Here is a 19,041-nt window from a genome sequence, read left to right as displayed (position 1 = left end):
CTCAATGAGCAAGACCGAAACCGACAACGCCGAGCAGGATCTCGGAGCCGCCGGCTCCCAGCTCTCCACCGCTCCCGCCGAGCCGCCGGTCGCCCCCGGCCTCGGGGTGGCCGGCTGGGCCCGCTGGTTCTGGCGGCAGCTCACCTCGATGCGGGTCGCGCTGCTGCTGCTCCTGCTGCTGTCGCTGGGCGCGATCCCCGGCTCGCTGATCCCGCAGAGCGGCGCCGACATCAACAAGGTCGCCGAATTCCAGAAGGCCCACAAGACGCTGTCGCCGGTCTACGACAAGCTCGGGCTGTTCCACGTCTACAGCTCGGTGTGGTTCTCGGCGATCTACATCCTGCTGTTCGTCTCGCTCGTCGGCTGCATCATCCCGCGCGCCTGGCAGTTCGTGGGCCAGCTGCGCGGCCGCCCGCCGGGCGCCCCGAAGCGGCTGGACCGGCTCCCGGCGTACACGACCTGGCGGACGACGGCCGAGCCGGAGCAGGTCCGCGAGGCCGCCCTGAAGCTGCTGAAGAAGCGGCACTTCCGCGCGCACCTCGCCGGGGACGCGGTCGCCGCCGAGAAGGGCTACGTCCGCGAGTTCGGCAACCTGGTCTTCCACATCGCACTGATCGTGCTGCTGATCGCCTTCGCCTCCGGCCAGATGTACAAGTCGGACGGCACCAAGCTGGTCGTCGAGGGCGACGGGTTCGCCAACTCGATCCTCCAGTACGACGACTTCAAGTCCGGCTCCATGTTCAGCACCGACGACCTGGTGCCGTTCAGCTTCGACCTGAAGAACTTCAAGGCGTCCTACCAGACCAGCGGCCCCAGCAAGGGCACCCCGGTCACCTTCACCGCGGACATCGCCTACAGCGAGGGGGCCTACGGCAAGCCGAAGCGGACCACCATCAAGGTGAACGAGCCGCTGCACATCGACGACGCCAAGGTCTACCTCGTCAGCCACGGCTACGCGCCCGTCATCACGGTCCGCGACAGCAAGGGCAAGGTCGTCTACCACGACGCCGTCCCGCTGCTGCCGCTCGACGCCAACATCACCTCCCAGGGCGTGGTGAAGGTGATGGACGGCTACCAGAGCGCCCAGGGCGTCAGCGAACAGCTCGGCATCCAGCTGTTCTTCCTGCCGACCTACGCCGGCGGCTCCTCCGTCCTCTCCTCCTTCCCGGCGCTGGACAACCCGGTGCTGAACCTGGCGCCGTACCACGGCGACCTCGGCGTCAACTCGGGCATCCCGCAGAGCGTGTACCAGCTCGACAAGACGCACATGAAGGAGTTCAAGGACTCCGCGGGCAAGCAGTTCCGGGACAACCTGAAGCCCGGCCAGACCATGCAGCTGCCGAACGGCGCCGGTTCCGTGACGTTCGAGAAGGACGTCAAGGAGTGGGCCGGCTTCGAGATCGTCCAGGAGCCCGGCAGCGGCTGGGCGCTGGGCGGTGCCCTCTCCGCGATCTTCGGCCTGGCCGCCTCGCTGTTCATCCAGCGCCGCCGGGTGTGGGTGCGCGCGGTGCCGGGCCCCGACGGCGTCACGGTGGTCGAGATGGCAGGGCTGGGCCGCAGCGAGTCCGCGAAGGTGCCCGAGGAACTGGGCGACCTCGCGGGAATCCTCTACGACCAGGCGTCGGGGACTCCCGATCCCGCCGACGACCCCGCCGACGACTCTTCACCCTCCCCCGACCCCGAAGTCGTACCTGCCGAAGGGGCTGAGAAGCGATGACTTCCGCCGCCGCAACGACCCTCGCCGCGACCAACGAACATCTGGCGAGCATGAGCAACACGCTCGTCTACTCCTCGATGGCCGTCTACACGCTGGCCTTCTTCGCCTACATCTTCGAGTGGCTGCTCGGCAGCCGCAGCCGGGTGGCGCGCACCGCCAACGCGCTCACCAGCAAGGCGGACGCGAAGAAGGCGCCGTCCGTGACGGTCAAGAAGGCCGGCGGCACCGCCGTGCTGGAGCGCCCGCAGGTCGTCGTCCGCTCCGCGGCGGGCTCGCGTGACGTGCCGGACGGCCCCGGCGCCCACGGCGGCGACGAGCAGGGCGACCTCTACGGCCGGATCGCGATCTCCCTCACGGTCCTCGCCTTCCTCGTGGAGCTGGCGGGCGTGATCACCCGCGCGGCCTCCGTGCAGCGGGCGCCGTGGGGCAACATGTACGAGTTCAACATCACGTTCTCCACGGTCGCGGTCGCCGTCTACCTGACCCTGCTGGCCCTGAAGAAGAACGTCCGCTGGCTCGGCCTCTTCCTGATCACCACGGTCCTGCTGGACCTCGGCCTCGCGGTCACCGTCCTCTACACGGCGAGCGAGCCGCTGGTCCCGGCCCTGCACTCGTACTGGCTGTACATCCACGTCTCGACGGCGATCTTCTGCGGCGCGGTCTTCTACGTCGGCGCGGTGGCCACGATCCTCTACCTCTTCAAGGACGCGTACGAGAGCAAGCTGGAGAACGGCGGCAAGCCCGGCAACTTCGCCACCTCGGTCCTGGAGCGCCTCCCCGCCTCGGCCTCGCTCGACAAGTTCGCCTACCGCGTCAACGCGGCGGTCTTCCCGCTGTGGACCTTCACGATCATCGCGGGCGCGATCTGGGCGGGCAGCGCCTGGGGCCGCTACTGGAACTGGGACCCCAAGGAGACCTGGTCCTTCATCACCTGGGTCGCCTACGCCTGCTACCTGCACGCCCGCGCCACCGCCGGCTGGAAGGGCCGCAAGGCCGCCTACCTGGCGATGATCGCCTTCGGCTGCTGGCTCTTCAACTACTACGGCGTCAACATCTTCGTCACCGGCAAGCACTCCTACGCGGGCGTGTAAGTCCCGCACCGACAAGGCCGGTTCCCGTGACGCAGCTCACGGGAACCGGCCTTCGTCGTACGGACAGGTGGGAGGACGTGGACACACATCTGCGAAGACGCATCCGTGCCGGAGACCACGACGCCTTCGCCGCCCTCTTCGACGCCTACGCGCGCTCGGTCTACAACCACGCCTTCCGGCTGACGGGGCAGTGGACGACCGCCGAGGAGGTCGTCTCGCTCACGTTCCTGGAGGCCTGGCGGCTGCGCGCGAGCCTCGACGAGGACGGCGGCTCACCGCGCCCCTGGCTGCTCGGCATCGCCACCAACGTCACCCTCCCCCACTCTCGGCTTCGCTCGGGCGGGGGGACCCCCATCCAGCGCCGGGCCGCCCGCAGGCACACGGCCGCGATGTCCCGGCTGCCCCGCGAGGAGCCGGTACGGGACTTCGCCGACGAGGTCGCCGGACGCATCGACGACGGGGCCCAACTGGCCCTCGTGCGTGCGGCACTGGCGCAGCTGCGCAGGCCCGAACGCGAGGTGCTGGCGCTGTGCGTGTGGGCGGGCCTGGACTACGCGGCGGCGGCCGAGGCCCTCGGCGTGCCCGTGGGCACGGTCCGCTCCCGCCTCTCCCGAGCCCGCACAAAACTAGCGAAACATATGGAACCTCCTTATATCAACGGACAGATGAGAGGTGACCGCACCACCGCGGTCGGGCCCCTGAGGGAGGGAACCCGATGAACCCGCTGAACCCGCTGAACCCGATGTCCGAGCAGGACCTTCCGCCGGCCCGTCACCTACTCCTCAAGGAGCATCTGATGACCGAGATCCGACGGGAAGAACGCCGGCCGTCCCGTGGCCGGCTGCGGCCCGTGCTGGTCGGCGCGGCCGTGGCGGCCGTCGCCGCGATCGCCGTCACCGTGGCCGTGCCGTCCGGAAGCACGTCGCAGCCGCACGCGTCCCAGGAGGCCACCGTCCTCCTCGGCCACATCGCGCTGGCCGCCGAGCACGAGAAGGCGCCGGTCGGCGTCCGCGACGACCAGTTCGTCTACATCAAGAGCCGGACCGCCTTCACGGTCTCCGAGAACGGCGGACCCGCGAAGCTCCAGCCCGTCCACGACCGGGAGGTCTGGCAGTCGGTGGACGGCACCAGGGAAGGCCTGCTGGAGGAGAACACGCCGGACAACGAGCACGTCTCGCTCGGCACGAAGGGCAAGAAGGTCGGCGAACGGTCCACCTACTACCGGGACCTGGCCAAGCTGCCGACCGGCACCGAGGCGATGCACGACTGGCTGTACCGGGTCAGCTCCCGCGAGGTCGAGGCCGAACGCCCGGACCGCGACGCCGCGGCGTTCACCCTCTTCGCCGATCTGATCCAGGAGTCCCTGATGCCGCCCGAGGTGAGCGCCGCGCTCTACCGGGCGGCGGCGACGATCCCGGGCGTCGACGTGGTCCACGACGTCAAGGACCTGACCGGCAGGGAAGGCGTCGCGATCACCCGCACCACCGGACAGGAGAAGGTCCAGCTGATCTTCGACGAGAGGACGTACGCGTTCCTCGGGGAGCGGTTGTACGACCTGCACGGTACGTCGACGGGCGGCACGTCGATCATCACGCGGGCCGTGGTCGACAAGGCGGGGGAGCGCCCGTAGGGGTGCGGATCCCGGAGACCGGGGTCAGGCTGGTGTCATGGCCGGTTCCATAGAACAGGGCATCAGCCAGACCCACGGGAGAACGCACATCCTGCACTTCCTGGTACGACTGCCGAGGCCGACGGACCAGGTCTGGCCGAGCCTCTCCACCCCGGAGGGCCTGGCCGCCTGGTTCACCCCGGTCGATGTCCTGCAACCGAGACTGGACGGCACGGTCACCCTCGGTGACCTGGGCACGGGCCGGGTGACCGCCTGGGACGTCGACCGGATCGCGGAGTACACGGTGGAGGGCGGCGGCAGGATCCGCTTCCACCTGGAACGCGACGGGGAGACCGGCAGCACCCTGCGCTTCACACACGAGTTCAAGGGCGAGGGCGAGACAGAGCCGGGCTGGCGCACCAGATTCGAGCGTTTGATCGATGTCTTGGGGTGAAAACAAGGCGCGTAGCGCCGAGTTTTCAGGGGCGCGGGGAACTGCGCGCTCAGCCCCCACCCACCCGCACCCGCCTACGACGGCGGCAGACACTCCCCACTGGGCGGCTTCCCCTCCGGCCACGCAATACGAACGAACCGCGACCCACCCTCCGCCCGCAGCTCGACAATCGGCACCGCCTTGTCGTACGGATTCCCATGCGCGTCCAGGCAGATCCACCCGCTCGCCCCGTCCACCCGCAGCGACCCCTTCACCTGCGGCCACTGCAACCCCACGTCGGCCAGCGCCGGCACGGACTTCCCCTCCGGCACCGCCTCGCGAATGCCGTGCACCGCGAGCCGCATCGCGTCGTAGGCGATGATCAGCTGCCCGTCCTCCAGGGCCACCGTTCCGATCGGCCCGACCGGCGCCTTCTCCGCGCTCTTCAGCAGCCCGGTCAGGGTCGCCATGTCCGCCGCCGAACCCCCGGTCCTCGGACTGCCCGTGCCCCACGCGTCCGGATGGGCGAGGGCGGTGTAGCGGACGGAGAGGTTGTGCCCCAGGGCGCTGCGGTCCAGCTTCTTCTCGCCGGTCAGGTACGACCCCTCGTCCCCCGTCAGCACCGTGAACCTCCGGTCCTGGCAGCCCCGTCCGCCCAGCGCGTTGATGAACTGCCGCAGCTGGGTGTGGCGGCCGGCGAAGAGGATCGTGTCCGTCGTCCGCGAGGTGTCGCAGACCAGGTTGGTGATCTGCCGGAACGTGTTCGCGGTCGTCCCCTCCTGGCTGCGGTCGGCCGGCGGCGTGAACGGCTGCGGCTCGTACGGCGAGCCCTTGATCAGCGCTGCGAACGACGTCTGGAGCGTCCGGGTGTACGGGTCGCCCGGCTTGTCGTAGACGAGCAGCGCCCGGCCCGCGCTCACCTTCGCGAAGGAGGCCAGGGCGCGGGCCTCGTCGGTGTTGGTGGGGGAGACCCGGGCCAGGCCGGGGTAGGGGTCCTTGCCGCCCTGCCCGTTGGCGAGGTCGTCGGCGGTGATCGACGACCCCACCACCGGAATGCCCAGCCGGGTCAGCTCCTTGACGGCCTTCTTGTTGTTGTCGGTGCTCTGCCCGACCCCGGCGACCGCCCGCAGCCGGTCCGTGCCGCCGGTCATGCCCGCCAGCTGCGTGACCATCCGCTGCCAGTACTGGCTGGTCGCACCGGGGTTGGCCAGTACCAGCCGGATCACCGGGGACTGGCCGTTGGAGTCGTGGTTGGCCTGGTACTGGGCCAGGTAGGCGCCCTGGAGCTCGTGCTCGATGTCGGCGAGGTTCGCCGTCGCCGTCGAGGTGTACGGCAGCATCACCGCGACCGTGACATAACTCCCGGGCTTCAGACGGGCGTTCTCGCGGGCGATGGCCTGCACGGTGTCCCGCAGCTGCGGATGCCCGAAGTCGAACGCGGTCGTCGCCACGCCCACGCACTCGTCGCTGCCCTCGGGCCGGGCCACCCCCGGCGCGCAGGACCGGTCGTCGTGGAGGACCACGCGTACCCCGACGACCAGGCCGGCGAGCACCGCGGCCGTGACCAGCAGGGCGAGATAGCGGCGCAGCGGAATCTCCCAGACGCCCTCACGCAACCACGTGCCCACGCCCCGCCCCGCCATCACGCCACCCCGCCCCGCCGCGCCATCACGCTCCGCCGCGCCATCACGCCACCCCGCTCCGCTCGTCGTCGCCCTCGTCGCGCTCGTCGTCGTCCTCCGGGTCCGCCGGCGGGCGGCCCGCCAGCGCGGCCGCCGGCCAGTCCCGGGAGGCCCGCCACAGCAGCGCGTTGCCGGCCGGCCGCAGGTTGGACAGCTGCTCCAGCTCGAAGCGCAGCCGGTCGCCGACCTTCGGGTCGGGCAGCACCAGCGGATCCGTCAGCAGCCACACCGCGTGCAGCAACCGCCTTATCCGCAGGTGCAGTACGCCGTCCACGCCGCCCGGTACGCGCTGCTGCGCATCCGTGCGGCCGAGCGCCACCGCCGCCCGCCGGTCGCCCTGGCCGGTGAAGTCGCGGCCCTCGGCGTCATGGGCGTGGAAGTAGGGCGCGGAGGCGATGAACCGCAGGGTGTGCAGCCAGCTGCGGGTGTCCAGGACCGGGAAGCCGTCGCGCAGGTGGGCGACCGCCGGTCCGCTCTGTCCCAGGGCCAGTTGGTGGTGCAGCCGGAAGCGGGCCTGCCCGTCCGGCCGGTCCTCGGTGTAGTACGCGATCAGCGTCTCGTGGGCGGTGCGCCAGCCGCTGTGGTCGGCGTCCCGCAGGTGCAGCCGGAGCAGCAGCAGGGTCCGTACGAAGGGGTCCCCGACGAACTGGCCGGGCACGGCGGGCAGCCCCTCCCGGGCGAGCCGGTTCTGCAGGGCGCGTACGTCGGCCGGGCCGAAGTCGTCCGGGAGCAGCGCGGCGGCCAGGGCGCACGCCGAGTCGTGGTCGTGGGCGGCGGCCAGGACCGTCAGTTCGTCGAGGCGGTCGGCGGGGACCAGCCGGTCGAGGAGCCGGAGGTACGCGGGGGCGGCGGGACCGTCCTCGACCGGCTGTACGTCGGCGGTGAGCAGGCCGCCCAGCGATCCGGCCCGCTCCGGGTGCTGGGCCGCGGCCTCGGCGAGCAGGGCGATGCCCAGCGGGTTGCCGCCGGTCAGCCGGTGGACGGCGTGCGGGAGCTGGGGCGCGGCCGGGGCGGCGACCAGGTGCAGGGTGTCGTCGGGGGTCAGCGGCGGGAGCGCGACCAGCAGGGCCCGCGAGGAGGGTACGGCCGGGTCCGGCGTCCACTCGCTGCGCCGGGCGACCCCGGCCAGCTCGCGCCGTGAGCCGCCGCGCAGCAGCTCCCGGCCGTCGCCGCGCAGTCCGGCGACGAAGGCCACCTGGTCGGCGATGCCCTCGGCGCGGTCCCTGAGCACCGCCTCCACCAGGCCGGGCCCCGGCCCGGTCTGCACGTTGTCGGCCAGCACCAGCGGCCGGCCGAGCCGCTGCATCCGCGGCAGCACCCCCGCGTACGCCTCGGTGAGGTCGGCGAGCAGGGCCCGGACGAGGTACCGCTCGGCGTGCTCGCGGGAGGTGCCGCCCGCGCGGAAGTGGCCCGACAGCAGGATCAGGCCGCGCTGGGCGTGCCCGCCCGCGTTGGGATACGTGCGGTACCAGACGGACGCCTTCTGGTGCCGGCGGCTGCTGAAGCCCTCGGCGATCGACTCCAGGGTGGCCTCGATGGCGCCGGAGACCAGCGGTCCGGTGCCGGTCGCGGCGGCGACGACCTTCGCCGCCACCTTCCCGGCCCACCGCCCCGCGAACCCGCTGATCCACGAACCGCTCTCGTTCAGCAGCAGGATCCGCTCCACCTCGCGCCGGATCCGCTCCGAGTCCGCGTCGCCCCAGCCGCCGGCGGCCACCGCGACCAGGCCCGACATCAGCCGCGGGAAGGTGATCCGCCCGGCCCCGGTGACCGGCTCGGCGAGCTGCTCGGCGACGACCAGCAGCGCCTGCGCGAGGGGCGACCAGGATGCGGCGGGCCGCTCCGGCGGCGGGGCCGCGAACTGCTCGTCCGCACAGTCGACGAGCGCGACCGGGGTGTGCCCCTTGTAGGCGTCCCGCAACTCGGCGAGCACCGCACTCTTGCCGAGCCCCCGGGCCCCGGTCAGCACGACGAACGGCAGCTCACCGGGGTGTTCGAAGGGGAGGGCACGATGCTGGTACGGCCGTAACCCGACGAGCCTCGGGACGAGGCCGGCCGGCTCGACGTCGAACAGCGCGCCACGCCCGTGCAACCGTCTGTGCAAGGCAGTCCCCCCTCAACGCAAGTGTAGGAAGGGGGAGTTGCTTCGGGCCAGATCGGGTGATGACTGTTGGGTTACGAATCCTGACTCTGTGAGATCAGCCGACGGTGATGGAGTCCAGCTTCTCCCGGAGGTAGACGTGCGAGTCGACCGGCGGGTGCGCCACCCGGCCGACCGGTGCCGGGACGGACTCGACGGTGGTGCCCGGGGTGCACTCGCCGAAGTAGACGAGGGACATCAGCTCCTCGGCGGGCGCGTCGGTGGGCGGCGGCAGCACCCGGTGCCGCCCCGACCGCCACCGGTCGCCGGTCCAACGGGCCATCAGGTCACCGATGTTGATGGTGAACGCGGCCGGGTCGAAGGGCGCGTCCTCCCAGCCGCCCTCGTCCGTGTACACCTGGAGCCCGCCCTTGCCGGCCTGCCGGTCCAGGATGGTCACCGTCCCGAAGTCGGTGTGCGGTCCGATCCGGAACTGCCCCGGCGCGGGCTCGCCGAGCACCTCGGTCCCGGGATACCAGTTGATGTTGAAGCCGTACGTCGGATGGTCCATGTGCCGGGAGAAGAAGTCCTGTTCGAGCCCGAGCGCGTACCCGAGGAGGGACAGCAGCTCCTTCTCCAGCTCGGCCATCCGGTCCAGGTACTCCTCGCAGAGCGTCCGCAGTTCCGGCACCTCCGCGGGCCACACGTTGGGCGCGTACCACTCGGCGTTGACCGCCGGGTCCTCGAACGGCTCGTGGGTCGCGAAGGTCAGCGACTCCTTCAGGTCGGGCGGGGTCTCGGTGCCCTCCGAGTAGCCGTTGGCCTCCGCACCGGGCCCCAGCCAGCCGCGCCCGCCGACCTTCGCCTCGTACGCCTGCTTCACATCGGCCGGCAGCGCGAAGAACCGGCGCGCGGCCTCCCGGACCCCGTTGCGCAGTTCCGCGTCGACCCCGTGCCCGGTGACGAGCAGGAAACCGGCGGTCTGCAGGGCGCTGTCGACGGTCCGGGCGATCTCCCGCCGGTCGTCCTCGTCCCCGTCGAGCCAGGGGCGCAGGTCGACGGTGGGGATACGGGGGCTGCCGCTCGTGTTGGTCACCTTATTCACCGATGTCCTCGTTCCACAGGGCCGGGTTGTCGTTGATGAAGTCGCGCATCAGGGCGGTGCACTCCTCGTCGTCCAGCAGGACGATCCGTACACCGTGCTCGGCGAGCCAGTCGTGGCCGCCGTGGAAGGTGGCCGCCTCGCCGATCACGACCCGGGAGATGCCGAACTGGCGGACCAGGCCGGAGCAGTACCAGCACGGCGACAGCGTGGTCACCATGGTGGTGCCGCGGTACGTGCGCTGTCGGCCCGCCGCGCGGAAGGCGGCGGTCTCCGCGTGCATGGAGGGGTCGTCGTCCTGTACGCGCCGGTTGTGGCCGCGGCCGAGCAGTGCGCCGTCGGCGCCGTAGAGCGCGGCGCCGATCGGGATGCCCCCCTCGGCGAGCCCGGCGCGGGCCTCGGCGACGGCGGTGGCGAGCCAGGCACGGGCCTGTGTCCGGTCCAGGGGGTCCGGGGTGTCCAGCGGATCCATGGGCTGCATGACTTCACTCTCCTGTGGCCGAAACACGAGGGCAACGTGCGGAAAGTACCCTCCGGGCAACCCCCGGCCGGACGAAATGTCAGCGGCCGTGTCCGTCCCCTGGAGGTCGCCGTGCCCGCACTCACCCTCCGCGAAGTCCTGGCCCTCGACCCCGTGCGGGCGGCCCGCCCCGAACTGCTCGCCGGGGAGGGCGCCCTGGACCGCCCGGTGCGCTGGGTGCACTCCAGCGAGGTCTACGAGGGCGCCAACTTCCTCGACGGCGGCGAACTGCTCCTCACCAACGGCTTCGGGCTGACCGACGCAGGCGACGAGGTCCGCCGCCGGTATGTGCGGGAGCTGGCGGCACGCGGTGCGGCCGGTCTCGCGGTGGAGGTGGGGCGGGCCCTGCCCAGCATGCCGCCCGAGGTGACCGACGAGGCCTGCCGCCTCGACCTGCCGCTGTTCGCCCTGCACCGGGTGGTGCCCTTCGTCCGGATCGCCGAGGCCGCCAACCGGGCGATCGTGGCCCGGGGGCTGTCCGGCCGCCGTACGCTCGTCCGGCCCTGGGGCGACGACCACGCGGCGGCGCTGCTCGCCGACCTGGCCGACGGGCAGGCCCTCAACCAGCCCGAGGTGGAGGCCCGGGCCGCGCTCGCCGGGTTCCACCCCGGCCCCGGCGCCCGGCTCCTCGGCGTCTCGCTGCACGGCAGCCTGGGCGTGGGCGCGGTGGACCGGGCGGTACGGGTGCTGGGCGGGGCCGGGGCGCTGCGGGCCGCGTTCCCGGGGGACGTGCTGGCGCTGCTCGCGGTGCCGGCCGCGGTACCCGGCGATCCGGTGCGGGCCGTGCAGGAGGCGTTCCGGGGTGCCGCCGAGGCGGGGGCGACGGTCGCCGTCGGACACGCGGTCGGCGCCGGCGGCTGGCTGCACTGGAGCGAGACGCTGCGGGCGGCCCGGACCACCCTCGAACTGGCGCTGACCGTGCCGCCCGCCGAACCGGCGCTGCCCGAGGGCCCGTCGGTGACCTCGGCCCGCGCCCTCGCCCTGGAGCGGGAGCTGACCCGGGGCGGCGTCGCCGCCAACCGTGACCGCCTCGCCGCCCTCGTCCAGCACACCCTCGGCCCGCTGCTGGCCTGGGAGGCGGCCCACGCCAGCGACCTGGTCCGCACCCTGGAGGTGCACCTGCGGCACGGCTGCTCCCCGACCCGCACGGCCGCCCTCCTGCACATCGGCCGCCAGTCCCTCTACCAGCGCCTGGAACGCATCGAGTCCCTCCTGGGCCTGGAGATCGACGACCCGGACCTGCTGGGCGAACTCCTGACGGCGACCTGCGCGCACCGGGTGGTGCGGGGGACGCGCCCTGAAGGGGCGCGAGACCCTGTCCGATATGCGGCTACCGCCGCGTGCGCGCGACCAGCCACGACGGCGCAGCAGCCGACCGACGGCATATCGCGGCACTTCCAGCGGAGCGCCTAGGCGCGGGTCCGTGCCTGGTCGCGGAACCAGGCGGCCGTTCCCACCAGCAGTGCCACGGCCAGCCCGTACAGCGGCAGCCACAGGGTGGTCGTGGCCGAGAGGCACTCGGCGACGGCCTTGCGGGCCTGGGTCTGCTGGGCGAACGCCAGGGCGGCGCGGTCGGCGCCGGCCAGGTCTCCCAGGGCGGCTTTCACCTGGAGGGCCTGGTACCGGCCCGTCAGTTCGCAGTCGTCGCGGGTGCCGGGCATCGGGAACAGCCAGGCCTGCCGCTGCAGCAGGGGCGCGACCGCGATCGCCACGCACAGGCCGACGACCAGCGCGTACGCGACCAGGCCGCGCAGGTAGGGCGAGCGGAGGTCCGGTGTCCAGGCCGCCCGGCGCTGGAAGGCGGCCAGCACCGCGAGCAGCGTCACCCCGATGAAGGTGGCGAACCACTGCCATGAGCCCTGGGCCAGCGCGAACGTCAGCACCGCGGCGAGCCCGATGCCGATGACCCCGGGGGCCGGAAGGTCGTCGCCTGCCGTGACGGAGGCCGGCCTCGGGGCCACTCGGGGGCTGGGATCGGTCACGGGCCTCTCCTGCGAGGGGGAGACAGCGGGGGAGACCTCAGCATCCGCCGCGGGGTGCCGCGGCCCCGGGCACCATGCCGTACCGGCCCGCCGCCTCGCCCGGACGGCCCGCACCTGGTCGGCGGCAGCGCGTGCGGGTACCGCGGGCCGCACGCAGGCTGGGAGCCTGGGCGAGGGATCAGCGGTGAGGGTGATGATCGTAACGGTGGTGTCGGTGCCGGACGGGGGCGTGACGCGGGTCTCCGTGCAGGAGGCGCGTCGGCGGCTCGCCACGGATCCGTTCCTGCTCCTCGGTGTCGAACTGCCCGAGGAGGAGGTACCGGCACAGGAGCCGGTGGTCCGGCAGCTCGGGCTGGACGACGAGGACCTGGAGTGGTTCGCCCGGCCGGACGGATCCCCGCGGGCCGAGTTCCTGGGCGACATCGCCGGGTTCGTCGTGCCGGTGGCCCGTGGCGGCCAGGTCCACCATGTGCACGCCCTGGCCTCCGAACGCTTTCTGGTGGTCGTCCACTGGGGCCGCCGGGCCGGCCTGGCGGGGGACATCACGGCACTGGTGCGGCGGGAGCGGCCGCGCGACGCGGTGGCCGCGCTGTTCCTGCTGCTTCAGGAGGCGCTCTCGACGTTCCGCCGGGCCTCGGTGGAGGCGCTGCTCCAGGTGGAGGAGCTGGAGGACGACATGTTCGAGGAGCGACGCCCCGAGCAGATCTACCGGCTGTCCCAGCTGCGCCGCCACTCCGCCGTCCTGCACCACGCGCTGCTGCCCTACCTCCAGGGGGTCGACGAGGTGATCACCCGCAGGATGATGAGCCCCGACTTCCCGGTGGAGCGACAGCGGCTCGCCCAGGAGTTCCAGCGGGCGGCGCGCCTGGTCCTCGCGGACATCGAGTCCCTCCAGGACGCCACCCGGCGGGCCTTCGCCAGTTACGGCTCGCTGGTCGCGGGCGAACAGAACGGGGTGATCAACCGGCTGGCGATCGTGTCGGTGATCTTCCTGCCGCTGTCGTTCCTGACCGGTTTCTTCGGCATGAACTTCGAGTTCCTGACGAACCGGCTGGAGACCAGGGACGAGTTCTGGCTGCTCGCCGTGGGCCTCCAGCTGGTCGCCGTGGTCGGCTCGCTGTTCCTGCTGCACCGCTCCCGCATCTGGCGGCGGCTGCGGGACGACGACTGAGCGCTCCGCTGGAATGCCGCGATCTGCCGTCTGCCGTCTGCGGCGCCGTCGTGGCTGGTCGCGCAGTTGACTTCGCCGGACCCGCTTAGGACGGGGGTGGGTCCCGGCACGGTCAGAACCCGTCGACCGCCACGACAGCCGCGGCAAAGCCCCTCGGGTCCTCCTGCGGAACGTTGTGGCCCACGTCCAGGGTCCGGTGCTCGTATGTGCCTCCGAACCTGTCGCGGTAGGCCGATCCGTTTCCGGGGGGTGTGAACGGGTCGTGCTTTCCGTCGACGGTGATCGTCGGCACTTTGATGACCGGTGCTGCGGCGAGGCGCCTTTCGAGGTCGTCATACCTGGGCTCGCCTTGTGCGAGACCAAGCCGCCAGCGGTAATTGTCGATCACGATTCCGACGTAATCCGGGTTGTCGAAAGCCGCCGCTGTGCGATCGAATGTCGCGTTGTCGAAACGCCATGTCGGAGAGTTGAACTTCCAGACCAGTTCGGCCAGATCGCGCCGGTACCTGTCGAGGCCGCGCACACCTCTTTCGGTGGCGAAGTAGTACTGATACCACCATGCCCATTCGCTCTTCGGGGGCGACGGCATTTTGTTGGCTTCGACGTTCGCTATCAGATATCCGGTCACGGAGACCAGCGCTTTGCAGCGTTCCGGCCAGAGCGCCGCAATGATGTCGCCCGTCCGGGATCCCCAGTCGTATCCGGCGAGGAGGGGCCGCTCCGTCCCGAGGGCGTCCATCAGGGCGATGATGTCGACGGCGAACGCCGACTGCTGGGCGTTCCTGGGTGTCTTGTCCGAGCGGAACCGCGTGCTGCCATGGCCGCGCAGATAGGGGACGACCACCCGGTATCCCTTCGCCGCGAGCAGCGGCGTGACCGCTTCGTAGCTGTGGATGTCGTAGGGCCAGCCGTGCATGAGTATGACCGGCTGCCCGTTCGCGGGTCCGGCTTCGACATACCCCACGTTCAGTTCCCCGGCGTTGATCTGCTTCACCGGTCCGAACGCTTCCGGCGGCGCTTGGGTATGTTCTTTCATGCCGAACCGGCCCGCCACAGCAGCTGCGGCGGCAGTACCGAGGAATTGGCGACGGCTGGGTATGGACCCGTGCGTTTCCATCGGTGAATCTCCTTGTTCGAGGCGGCGCCGACGCCTCTCCTCTGCCATGCAACACCCGTCGGTGGACCGCCGCAACAGTGGCCGACCGTCCCGGATCGCTCCGCTTTCCATGAAGAGGGACATGACGAAGACCTCCGGTGTGGTGAAGGTGTCGAGTCTTCACCACACCGGAGGTCTTCGTGGCTCACCGCAATGCGGGTCGGTAGACCTAGGCGGTCCGGGGGCGCTTCCGCAGTACCGCGTAGAGCAGGGCGCTCAGCGCGAAGCCGACCAGTGGGGTGATGTCGCCGAAGGCGGGGTGGTGCTTCGGTACCCAGCCCACGTAGTCCTCCTGGTTGGAGAAGAGCGGGACGGAGACCGCGACGCCGATCAGCAGGGCGGCGAGGCCGGGCCAGTTGGCGAAGGAGCGGTCGGCCAGGCGGGCGGACAGTTCCTCGTCCGTCGCCGTACGGCCCTGGAGCCACCGTTCCACCAGGACGACTCCCAGCCAGGGCGCCACCCAGTACGCGATGACCAGCAGGAACGCCTCGTAGGCCGCGCCCGCGTCGTCCAGCGAGGCCCAGGCGGCCGCCGTGCCGACGATGCCCGACACCACGACCAGGGCGCTGCGGCTCAGCCAGGTGGGGAGCTTCAGGCCGAAGGAGGCGATGGAGATCGCGCCGGAGTACACGTTGAGGGCGTTCGCCGAGACACCGCCGAGCATGATGGCGAGCAGGACGAGGTCACCGAGCCAGCCGGGGAGGTGGCCGGTGAAGGCGGCCGTCGGGGTGGCGTCCTTCGGGGCGATGATGGTGGCCGAGGCCGCGCCGATGACGGCGACGATCGAGACGGACACGAACAGGCCGACGGCCGGCCACAGGACCGTCTTCGCCTTGTTCGCGGTGCGCGGCAGGTAGCGGGAGTAGTCGGTGGCGTACGGGTTCCAGCCGGCCGCGTAGCCCCAGGCCGCGCTGAAGGCGAGCAGGAAGCCGCCGACGCCGCCGCCCGAGCCGCCCCCGCCGAGGTCCGCGTCCTTGAAGGTCCACACCCCGGCCAGCAGGAAGACCACGGCGAGCGCCGGGAACGCGTACTTCTCGAAGGTGTGCACGAAGTTGTGGCCGATGAAGCCGATGAGGATCTCGGCGACCACGACGAGCAGGAGGGAGGGGAGGGGGCGCAGGCCGGTGAGCGTGTTCAGGGCGAAGGCTGCGCTGACGCTGTTGACGGCGAACCAGCCGACGCCCGCGAGCAGGCCGTTGGCGGCGGAGGGCAGGATGTTGCCGAGGAAGCCGAAGGAGAAGCGGCCGATCACCATCTGCGGGACGCCGAACCGCGGCCCGTCCAGCGACAGCACGCCCTGGGTGACCGCGCCGATCGCGGTGCCGAGGAGGATTGCGGCGGTCGCCGACCAGAAGTCCAGGCCGAAGAAGAGAACCGCGATCACGCCGATGTAGACGGTCGCGAACTCGATGTTGGGGGAGGCCCACGTCCAGAGCAACTGGAGCGGACTGCCGTGGCGTTCGGCGTCGGGGATGGGTTCCGAGCCCGCCGTCTCCACGGCGATGACCCGGTCGCCGTACTCGGGCGCGATGCTGGTGGTGGAACCGGCGGGAGCAGTCGTCATACGAGGTAAGTGTCGGGATCGCTCCCGGTGCGGCCCAGGGGCGCACTGTCCGCTTCGGGCGGCCCACCGGCGTACAACCTGCACGCATGCGAGGACTTCCGGAGGCTCGGCGCCTCCGGAAGTTCCTCGGACGATACCTGCGGTGCGGCCTGGGTCAGCCGTTCTTGCAGGTGTTGCCGATCGCCGGGTTCAGCAGACCGATGACGTTGACCGTGTTGCCGCACACGTTGATCGGGATGCTGATCGGGATCTGGACGACGTTGCCCGACAGCAGACCCGGGCTGTCGACTGCGACACCGTGGGCTTCGGCGCCGTTGTCGGCGTACGCGGCGGTGGTGCCGGCGAGGGATCGGATGCGCGTGACGGCCTCCAAGGTGTCGGAATGTCAGAGCCCGTCCATCACAACCGCCTGCAACCGGGCCCGCATGTGCTGCTGGGCCGATCGGCGCAACCGGCCCCGGACCGGGGGCCGGGCGCCGGTGCGCGCGTTACGCGGCGAGGCGGTCCGCCAGCTCCTTCGCCTTGGCGGCCGCGTCCTGGAGGGCGCGGTCGCGGGAGGCCTCGTAGAGCGGCACGAGCTCGGCCATCGCCGGGTTCTGCGGGGCCATGGTCAGCTCCGGCACGATGAAGTCGACGTCCAGGCCGAGACCTTCGGCGAGGAGCGCGGTCAGGTAGTTCTGGACGTACTCGAACGGCTCCCGCGGGGTGCCCGGCGCGTACGAGCCGCCGCGGCTGGCCACCACGGTGACCGGGGTGCCCTTGGCGGAGGGGTTCTCGCCCATCGTGCGGTTGAACAGGACCACGTTGTCCAGCCACGCCTTGAGGGTCGACGGGATCGTGAAGTTGTACATCGGGGCGCCTATCAGCACCGCGTCCGCCTGCTCCAGCTCCTCGATCAGCCGCACCCGGGCCGCGAAGGCGTCCGCCTGCTCGGGGGTGTGCGTGGCGGGGTCGGCGAAGCCGGCGGTGTGGGCGGCCGCGGTGAGGTGCGGTACCGGGTCCGCCGCCAGGTCGCGGTAGATCACGGTGCCGTCCGGGTGCTGCGCCAGCCAGGCCGTGCGGAAGGCGTCGGTGACGGCACGGGAGGAGGAGGCCTCGCCGGGGAGGAGGGACGAGTCGATGTGGAGAAGGGTGGCCATGAGATGTCTCCGGATACACGGGCCCAGGGCAGAGCCGAGGGGGCTGAGAATTCGTACTCAGCTATAGATAACACAGGTGCTTACTTTTTTTCAGCCCCCTCCCCCGGCGGGGCTGTACCCTGATGCCATGGCGGTGGAGCAGGCCCATGACCCGGAAGCGTGCAAAGGTGTCGATGCCGGCATCACGCGCGTCTTCCAAGTGCTCGGCAAGCGCTGGAACGGCCCGATCCTGTCCGTCCTGATGGATCAGCCCACGCACTTCGCCAACCTGCGCCGCGCCATCCCTGGCATCAGCGAACGCATGCTCTCCGACCGGCTCGCCGAACTCGGCGCGGCGGGACTCGTGGTGCGCGAGGTCGACGAGGGACCGCCGCTGCGGGTGTCGTACCGGCTGACGGCGGCGGGGGCGGCGCTGGAGCCGTCGCTGAAGACGCTCGGGGAGTGGGCGCGGCAGCACCTGCCGGAATCGGCCTGCTGAGCGCTTCGCCCGTGGTGGCGGGTCAGTTGGGGAGCCGGTGCAGGATCCACTCGGCGAGTTCCCCGGTCATCAGGGCGTGCGCCTCGTTCTTGGAGGAGAGCAGGAAGTCGTCGACGTCGGACTCCTCCGGCGGGAGGTCGCCGATGTCGGCGTACAGGTCGTCCTGCTGGTCCAGGTCGCGGATGGAGACCGCGCTGACGGACGGCACGAAGCACACGCTCCGGTGTGCGACGTCGGTGTTCTCGCCGGCCGCCGCGAGCGTGTCGGCGAGGAGGCCGAAGGACTCCAGCGTGCCGCCCGGCGCGCCGTCGAGGTCGGGGAAGCCGCTCGTGGTGATCGAGTGCGGTCCGCCGAGTACGCCGTTCACCACGGCGACCTCCGTCTTCTGGCCCCTCGCCTGGGCGAGGAAACGGGTGCCGTCGAAGAGCGGCCCGGCGCAGCTGAGCGTCTTCGCGCCGGCGCGGACGCCGTTGCCCGTCCCGTTGCCGCGTCCGCTGGACACCGCGAGCAGGCGCGGGAAGCGCGGCCAGTCACCGACCTGCTGGAGCCGTTCCCTGAACTCCGTCCGCAGCGGGCTCTCCCCGGGTGTGCCGTGCACGCCGTCCAGGTGACGCCAGAGCATCTGCTGTGCGGCGGGGCTGCTGATCTGCCGCAGGCAGGTGTCGTCGTACGGGGCGAGGTGGTGCGCGAAGGCCTGGAGGCCGATCGGAATCCAGGCGCCCCGGTGCGGGCTGTCGAACGACAGGTGGACGCCGACCCGGTGGTCGAAGCGCTGTGTCTCCATCCTGGCCAGCGCGTACCGGGTGACCAGGCCGCCCATGCCGAACCCGCCGACGAGCAGCCGGGAGTCGCCCAGTTGCTCCGCGACGGTCCGCAGGACGGCGGCGATCACCGTCTCGGCGTTCCGGAGGACCGACTCGCTGCGCTCGTCGAACCCGACGAGGACCAACGTGCGCCCCCGGCGCCGCAGTTCGCCGACGAACGGGAACCGGCCGTTCTCCAGCCCGTCCCAGAGCCGGTCGTGGTCGGTCGGTCCGAGGTCGAACCCGTCGGCGAGGACCACCGGCCGGACCACGCCCCGGTGCCCCTCCCCGTAGTACACCCGGGCGCTGCCGCCCGGCAGTTGCCACACCTCGTCGGCCGAGGGCGCCTGCGCGGCCGGCCGCGCGCCCACCGGGGTCACGAGTCCGATCGACCCGGCGGCCTTCTTCGCCTTCTCGACCTTGCTGTCTGCCACGGTCATCCCTTTCCGCACTGCCGGAAGCGGTTCCGGGGAGATCTTCGGCATATGAACCCGGCATTAGGCGCTTACGTCAT

The 19,041-nt window shown here is 71.4% G+C and carries 18 protein-coding genes; 8 read left to right on the top strand and 10 right to left on the bottom strand.

Going from position 1 to position 19,041, the window contains the following annotated elements; translation table 11 throughout:
* Positions 1-4 precede the first annotated feature (4 nt).
* From resB to SSP29_RS07510, 5 genes are all read left to right on the top strand, one after another.
* Positions 5-1,717, top strand: a complete 1,713-nt coding sequence (gene resB, locus SSP29_RS07530) for a cytochrome c biogenesis protein ResB (protein WP_089099634.1) — start codon at positions 5-7, stop codon at positions 1,715-1,717.
* On the top strand, positions 1,714-2,808 hold the full coding sequence (gene ccsB, locus SSP29_RS07525; protein ID WP_089099633.1) for a c-type cytochrome biogenesis protein CcsB: 1,095 nt from the start codon (positions 1,714-1,716) through the stop codon (positions 2,806-2,808). The genes resB and ccsB overlap by 4 nt, the downstream gene beginning before the upstream one ends.
* Positions 2,809-2,885: 77 nt before the next feature.
* Entirely contained in the window at positions 2,886-3,527 is a 642-nt protein-coding gene (locus tag SSP29_RS07520) for an RNA polymerase sigma factor (RefSeq protein ID WP_089099632.1), read from the top strand.
* Positions 3,524-4,438, top strand: coding sequence for a CU044_5270 family protein (locus SSP29_RS07515; protein ID WP_089099631.1), 915 nt, complete (start codon positions 3,524-3,526; stop codon positions 4,436-4,438). Before SSP29_RS07520 ends, SSP29_RS07515 begins: the two co-directional genes overlap by 4 nt.
* A gap of 37 nt (positions 4,439-4,475) precedes the next feature.
* On the top strand, positions 4,476-4,871 hold the full coding sequence (locus tag SSP29_RS07510) for an SRPBCC family protein (protein WP_089099630.1): 396 nt from the start codon (positions 4,476-4,478) through the stop codon (positions 4,869-4,871).
* Between the two features lie 74 nt (positions 4,872-4,945).
* On the opposite strand, the gene SSP29_RS07505 is transcribed toward SSP29_RS07510, so the two are convergent.
* The 4 genes from SSP29_RS07505 to SSP29_RS07490 all read right to left on the bottom strand — a co-directional run bounded on the left by SSP29_RS07505 (position 4,946) and on the right by SSP29_RS07490 (position 10,195).
* Complete coding sequence (locus tag SSP29_RS07505) at positions 4,946-6,493, bottom strand: type 1 periplasmic-binding domain-containing protein (RefSeq protein ID WP_089099629.1); 1,548 nt, start codon at positions 6,491-6,493, stop codon at positions 4,946-4,948.
* Between the two features lie 43 nt (positions 6,494-6,536).
* Positions 6,537-8,636 carry an amino acid adenylation domain-containing protein gene (locus SSP29_RS07500; RefSeq protein ID WP_089099628.1) on the bottom strand — a complete coding sequence of 700 codons (2,100 nt, stop codon included), beginning with the start codon at positions 8,634-8,636 and terminating at the stop codon, positions 6,537-6,539.
* A 94-nt stretch (positions 8,637-8,730) separates the two neighbouring features.
* The gene (locus tag SSP29_RS07495) at positions 8,731-9,708 is read right to left on the bottom strand and encodes an isopenicillin N synthase family dioxygenase (RefSeq protein WP_089099627.1); all 978 of its coding nucleotides are present in this window, start codon (positions 9,706-9,708) and stop codon (positions 8,731-8,733) included.
* Between the two features lies 1 nt (position 9,709).
* On the bottom strand, positions 9,710-10,195 hold the full coding sequence (locus SSP29_RS07490) for a nucleoside deaminase (RefSeq protein WP_150133709.1): 486 nt from the start codon (positions 10,193-10,195) through the stop codon (positions 9,710-9,712).
* A 111-nt stretch (positions 10,196-10,306) separates the two neighbouring features.
* Between SSP29_RS07490 and SSP29_RS07485 the strand changes: the two genes are divergently transcribed.
* Complete coding sequence (locus tag SSP29_RS07485) at positions 10,307-11,647, top strand: PucR family transcriptional regulator (protein WP_089099626.1); 1,341 nt, start codon at positions 10,307-10,309, stop codon at positions 11,645-11,647.
* Here SSP29_RS07485 and SSP29_RS07480 read toward each other — a convergent pair.
* Positions 11,644-12,216, bottom strand: coding sequence for a hypothetical protein (locus SSP29_RS07480; protein WP_245883020.1), 573 nt, complete (start codon positions 12,214-12,216; stop codon positions 11,644-11,646). The two genes, SSP29_RS07485 and SSP29_RS07480, sit on opposite strands and share 4 nt — an antisense overlap.
* 193 nt (positions 12,217-12,409) lie before the next feature.
* Here SSP29_RS07480 and SSP29_RS07475 point away from each other — a divergent pair, with 193 nt between their 5' ends.
* Positions 12,410-13,387, top strand: coding sequence for a magnesium transporter CorA family protein (locus SSP29_RS07475; protein ID WP_245883019.1), 978 nt, complete (start codon positions 12,410-12,412; stop codon positions 13,385-13,387).
* A 112-nt stretch (positions 13,388-13,499) separates the two neighbouring features.
* Here the strand turns inward: SSP29_RS07475 and SSP29_RS07470 are convergent, their stop codons facing one another.
* The 4 genes from SSP29_RS07470 to SSP29_RS07455 all read right to left on the bottom strand — a co-directional run bounded on the left by SSP29_RS07470 (position 13,500) and on the right by SSP29_RS07455 (position 17,246).
* Positions 13,500-14,504, bottom strand: a complete 1,005-nt coding sequence (locus SSP29_RS07470) for an alpha/beta fold hydrolase (protein WP_089099624.1) — start codon at positions 14,502-14,504, stop codon at positions 13,500-13,502.
* A gap of 208 nt (positions 14,505-14,712) precedes the next feature.
* Complete coding sequence (locus SSP29_RS07465) at positions 14,713-16,107, bottom strand: purine-cytosine permease family protein (RefSeq protein WP_089099623.1); 1,395 nt, start codon at positions 16,105-16,107, stop codon at positions 14,713-14,715.
* A gap of 154 nt (positions 16,108-16,261) precedes the next feature.
* On the bottom strand, positions 16,262-16,480 hold the full coding sequence (locus SSP29_RS07460; RefSeq protein ID WP_089099622.1) for a chaplin: 219 nt from the start codon (positions 16,478-16,480) through the stop codon (positions 16,262-16,264).
* 115 nt (positions 16,481-16,595) lie between these two features.
* Entirely contained in the window at positions 16,596-17,246 is a 651-nt protein-coding gene (locus tag SSP29_RS07455) for an FMN-dependent NADH-azoreductase (RefSeq protein ID WP_089099621.1), read from the bottom strand.
* Positions 17,247-17,373: 127 nt separating this feature from the next.
* On the opposite strand from SSP29_RS07455, the gene SSP29_RS07450 reads away from it, so the two are divergent.
* The gene (locus tag SSP29_RS07450) at positions 17,374-17,724 is read left to right on the top strand and encodes a winged helix-turn-helix transcriptional regulator (RefSeq protein ID WP_089099620.1); all 351 of its coding nucleotides are present in this window, start codon (positions 17,374-17,376) and stop codon (positions 17,722-17,724) included.
* Positions 17,725-17,746: 22 nt separating this feature from the next.
* Here the strand turns inward: SSP29_RS07450 and SSP29_RS07445 are convergent, their stop codons facing one another.
* Positions 17,747-18,967 carry an esterase/lipase family protein gene (locus SSP29_RS07445; RefSeq protein ID WP_438363776.1) on the bottom strand — a complete coding sequence of 407 codons (1,221 nt, stop codon included), beginning with the start codon at positions 18,965-18,967 and terminating at the stop codon, positions 17,747-17,749.
* Positions 18,968-19,041: the final 74 nt, after the last annotated feature.

This window comes from Streptomyces hyaluromycini (genome assembly GCF_002217755.1).
Taxonomy (GTDB): domain Bacteria; phylum Actinomycetota; class Actinomycetes; order Streptomycetales; family Streptomycetaceae; genus Streptomyces; species Streptomyces hyaluromycini.
The sequence above is the reverse complement of the archived record's forward strand: the minus strand, read 5'-3'. Positions and strand labels throughout refer to the sequence as shown.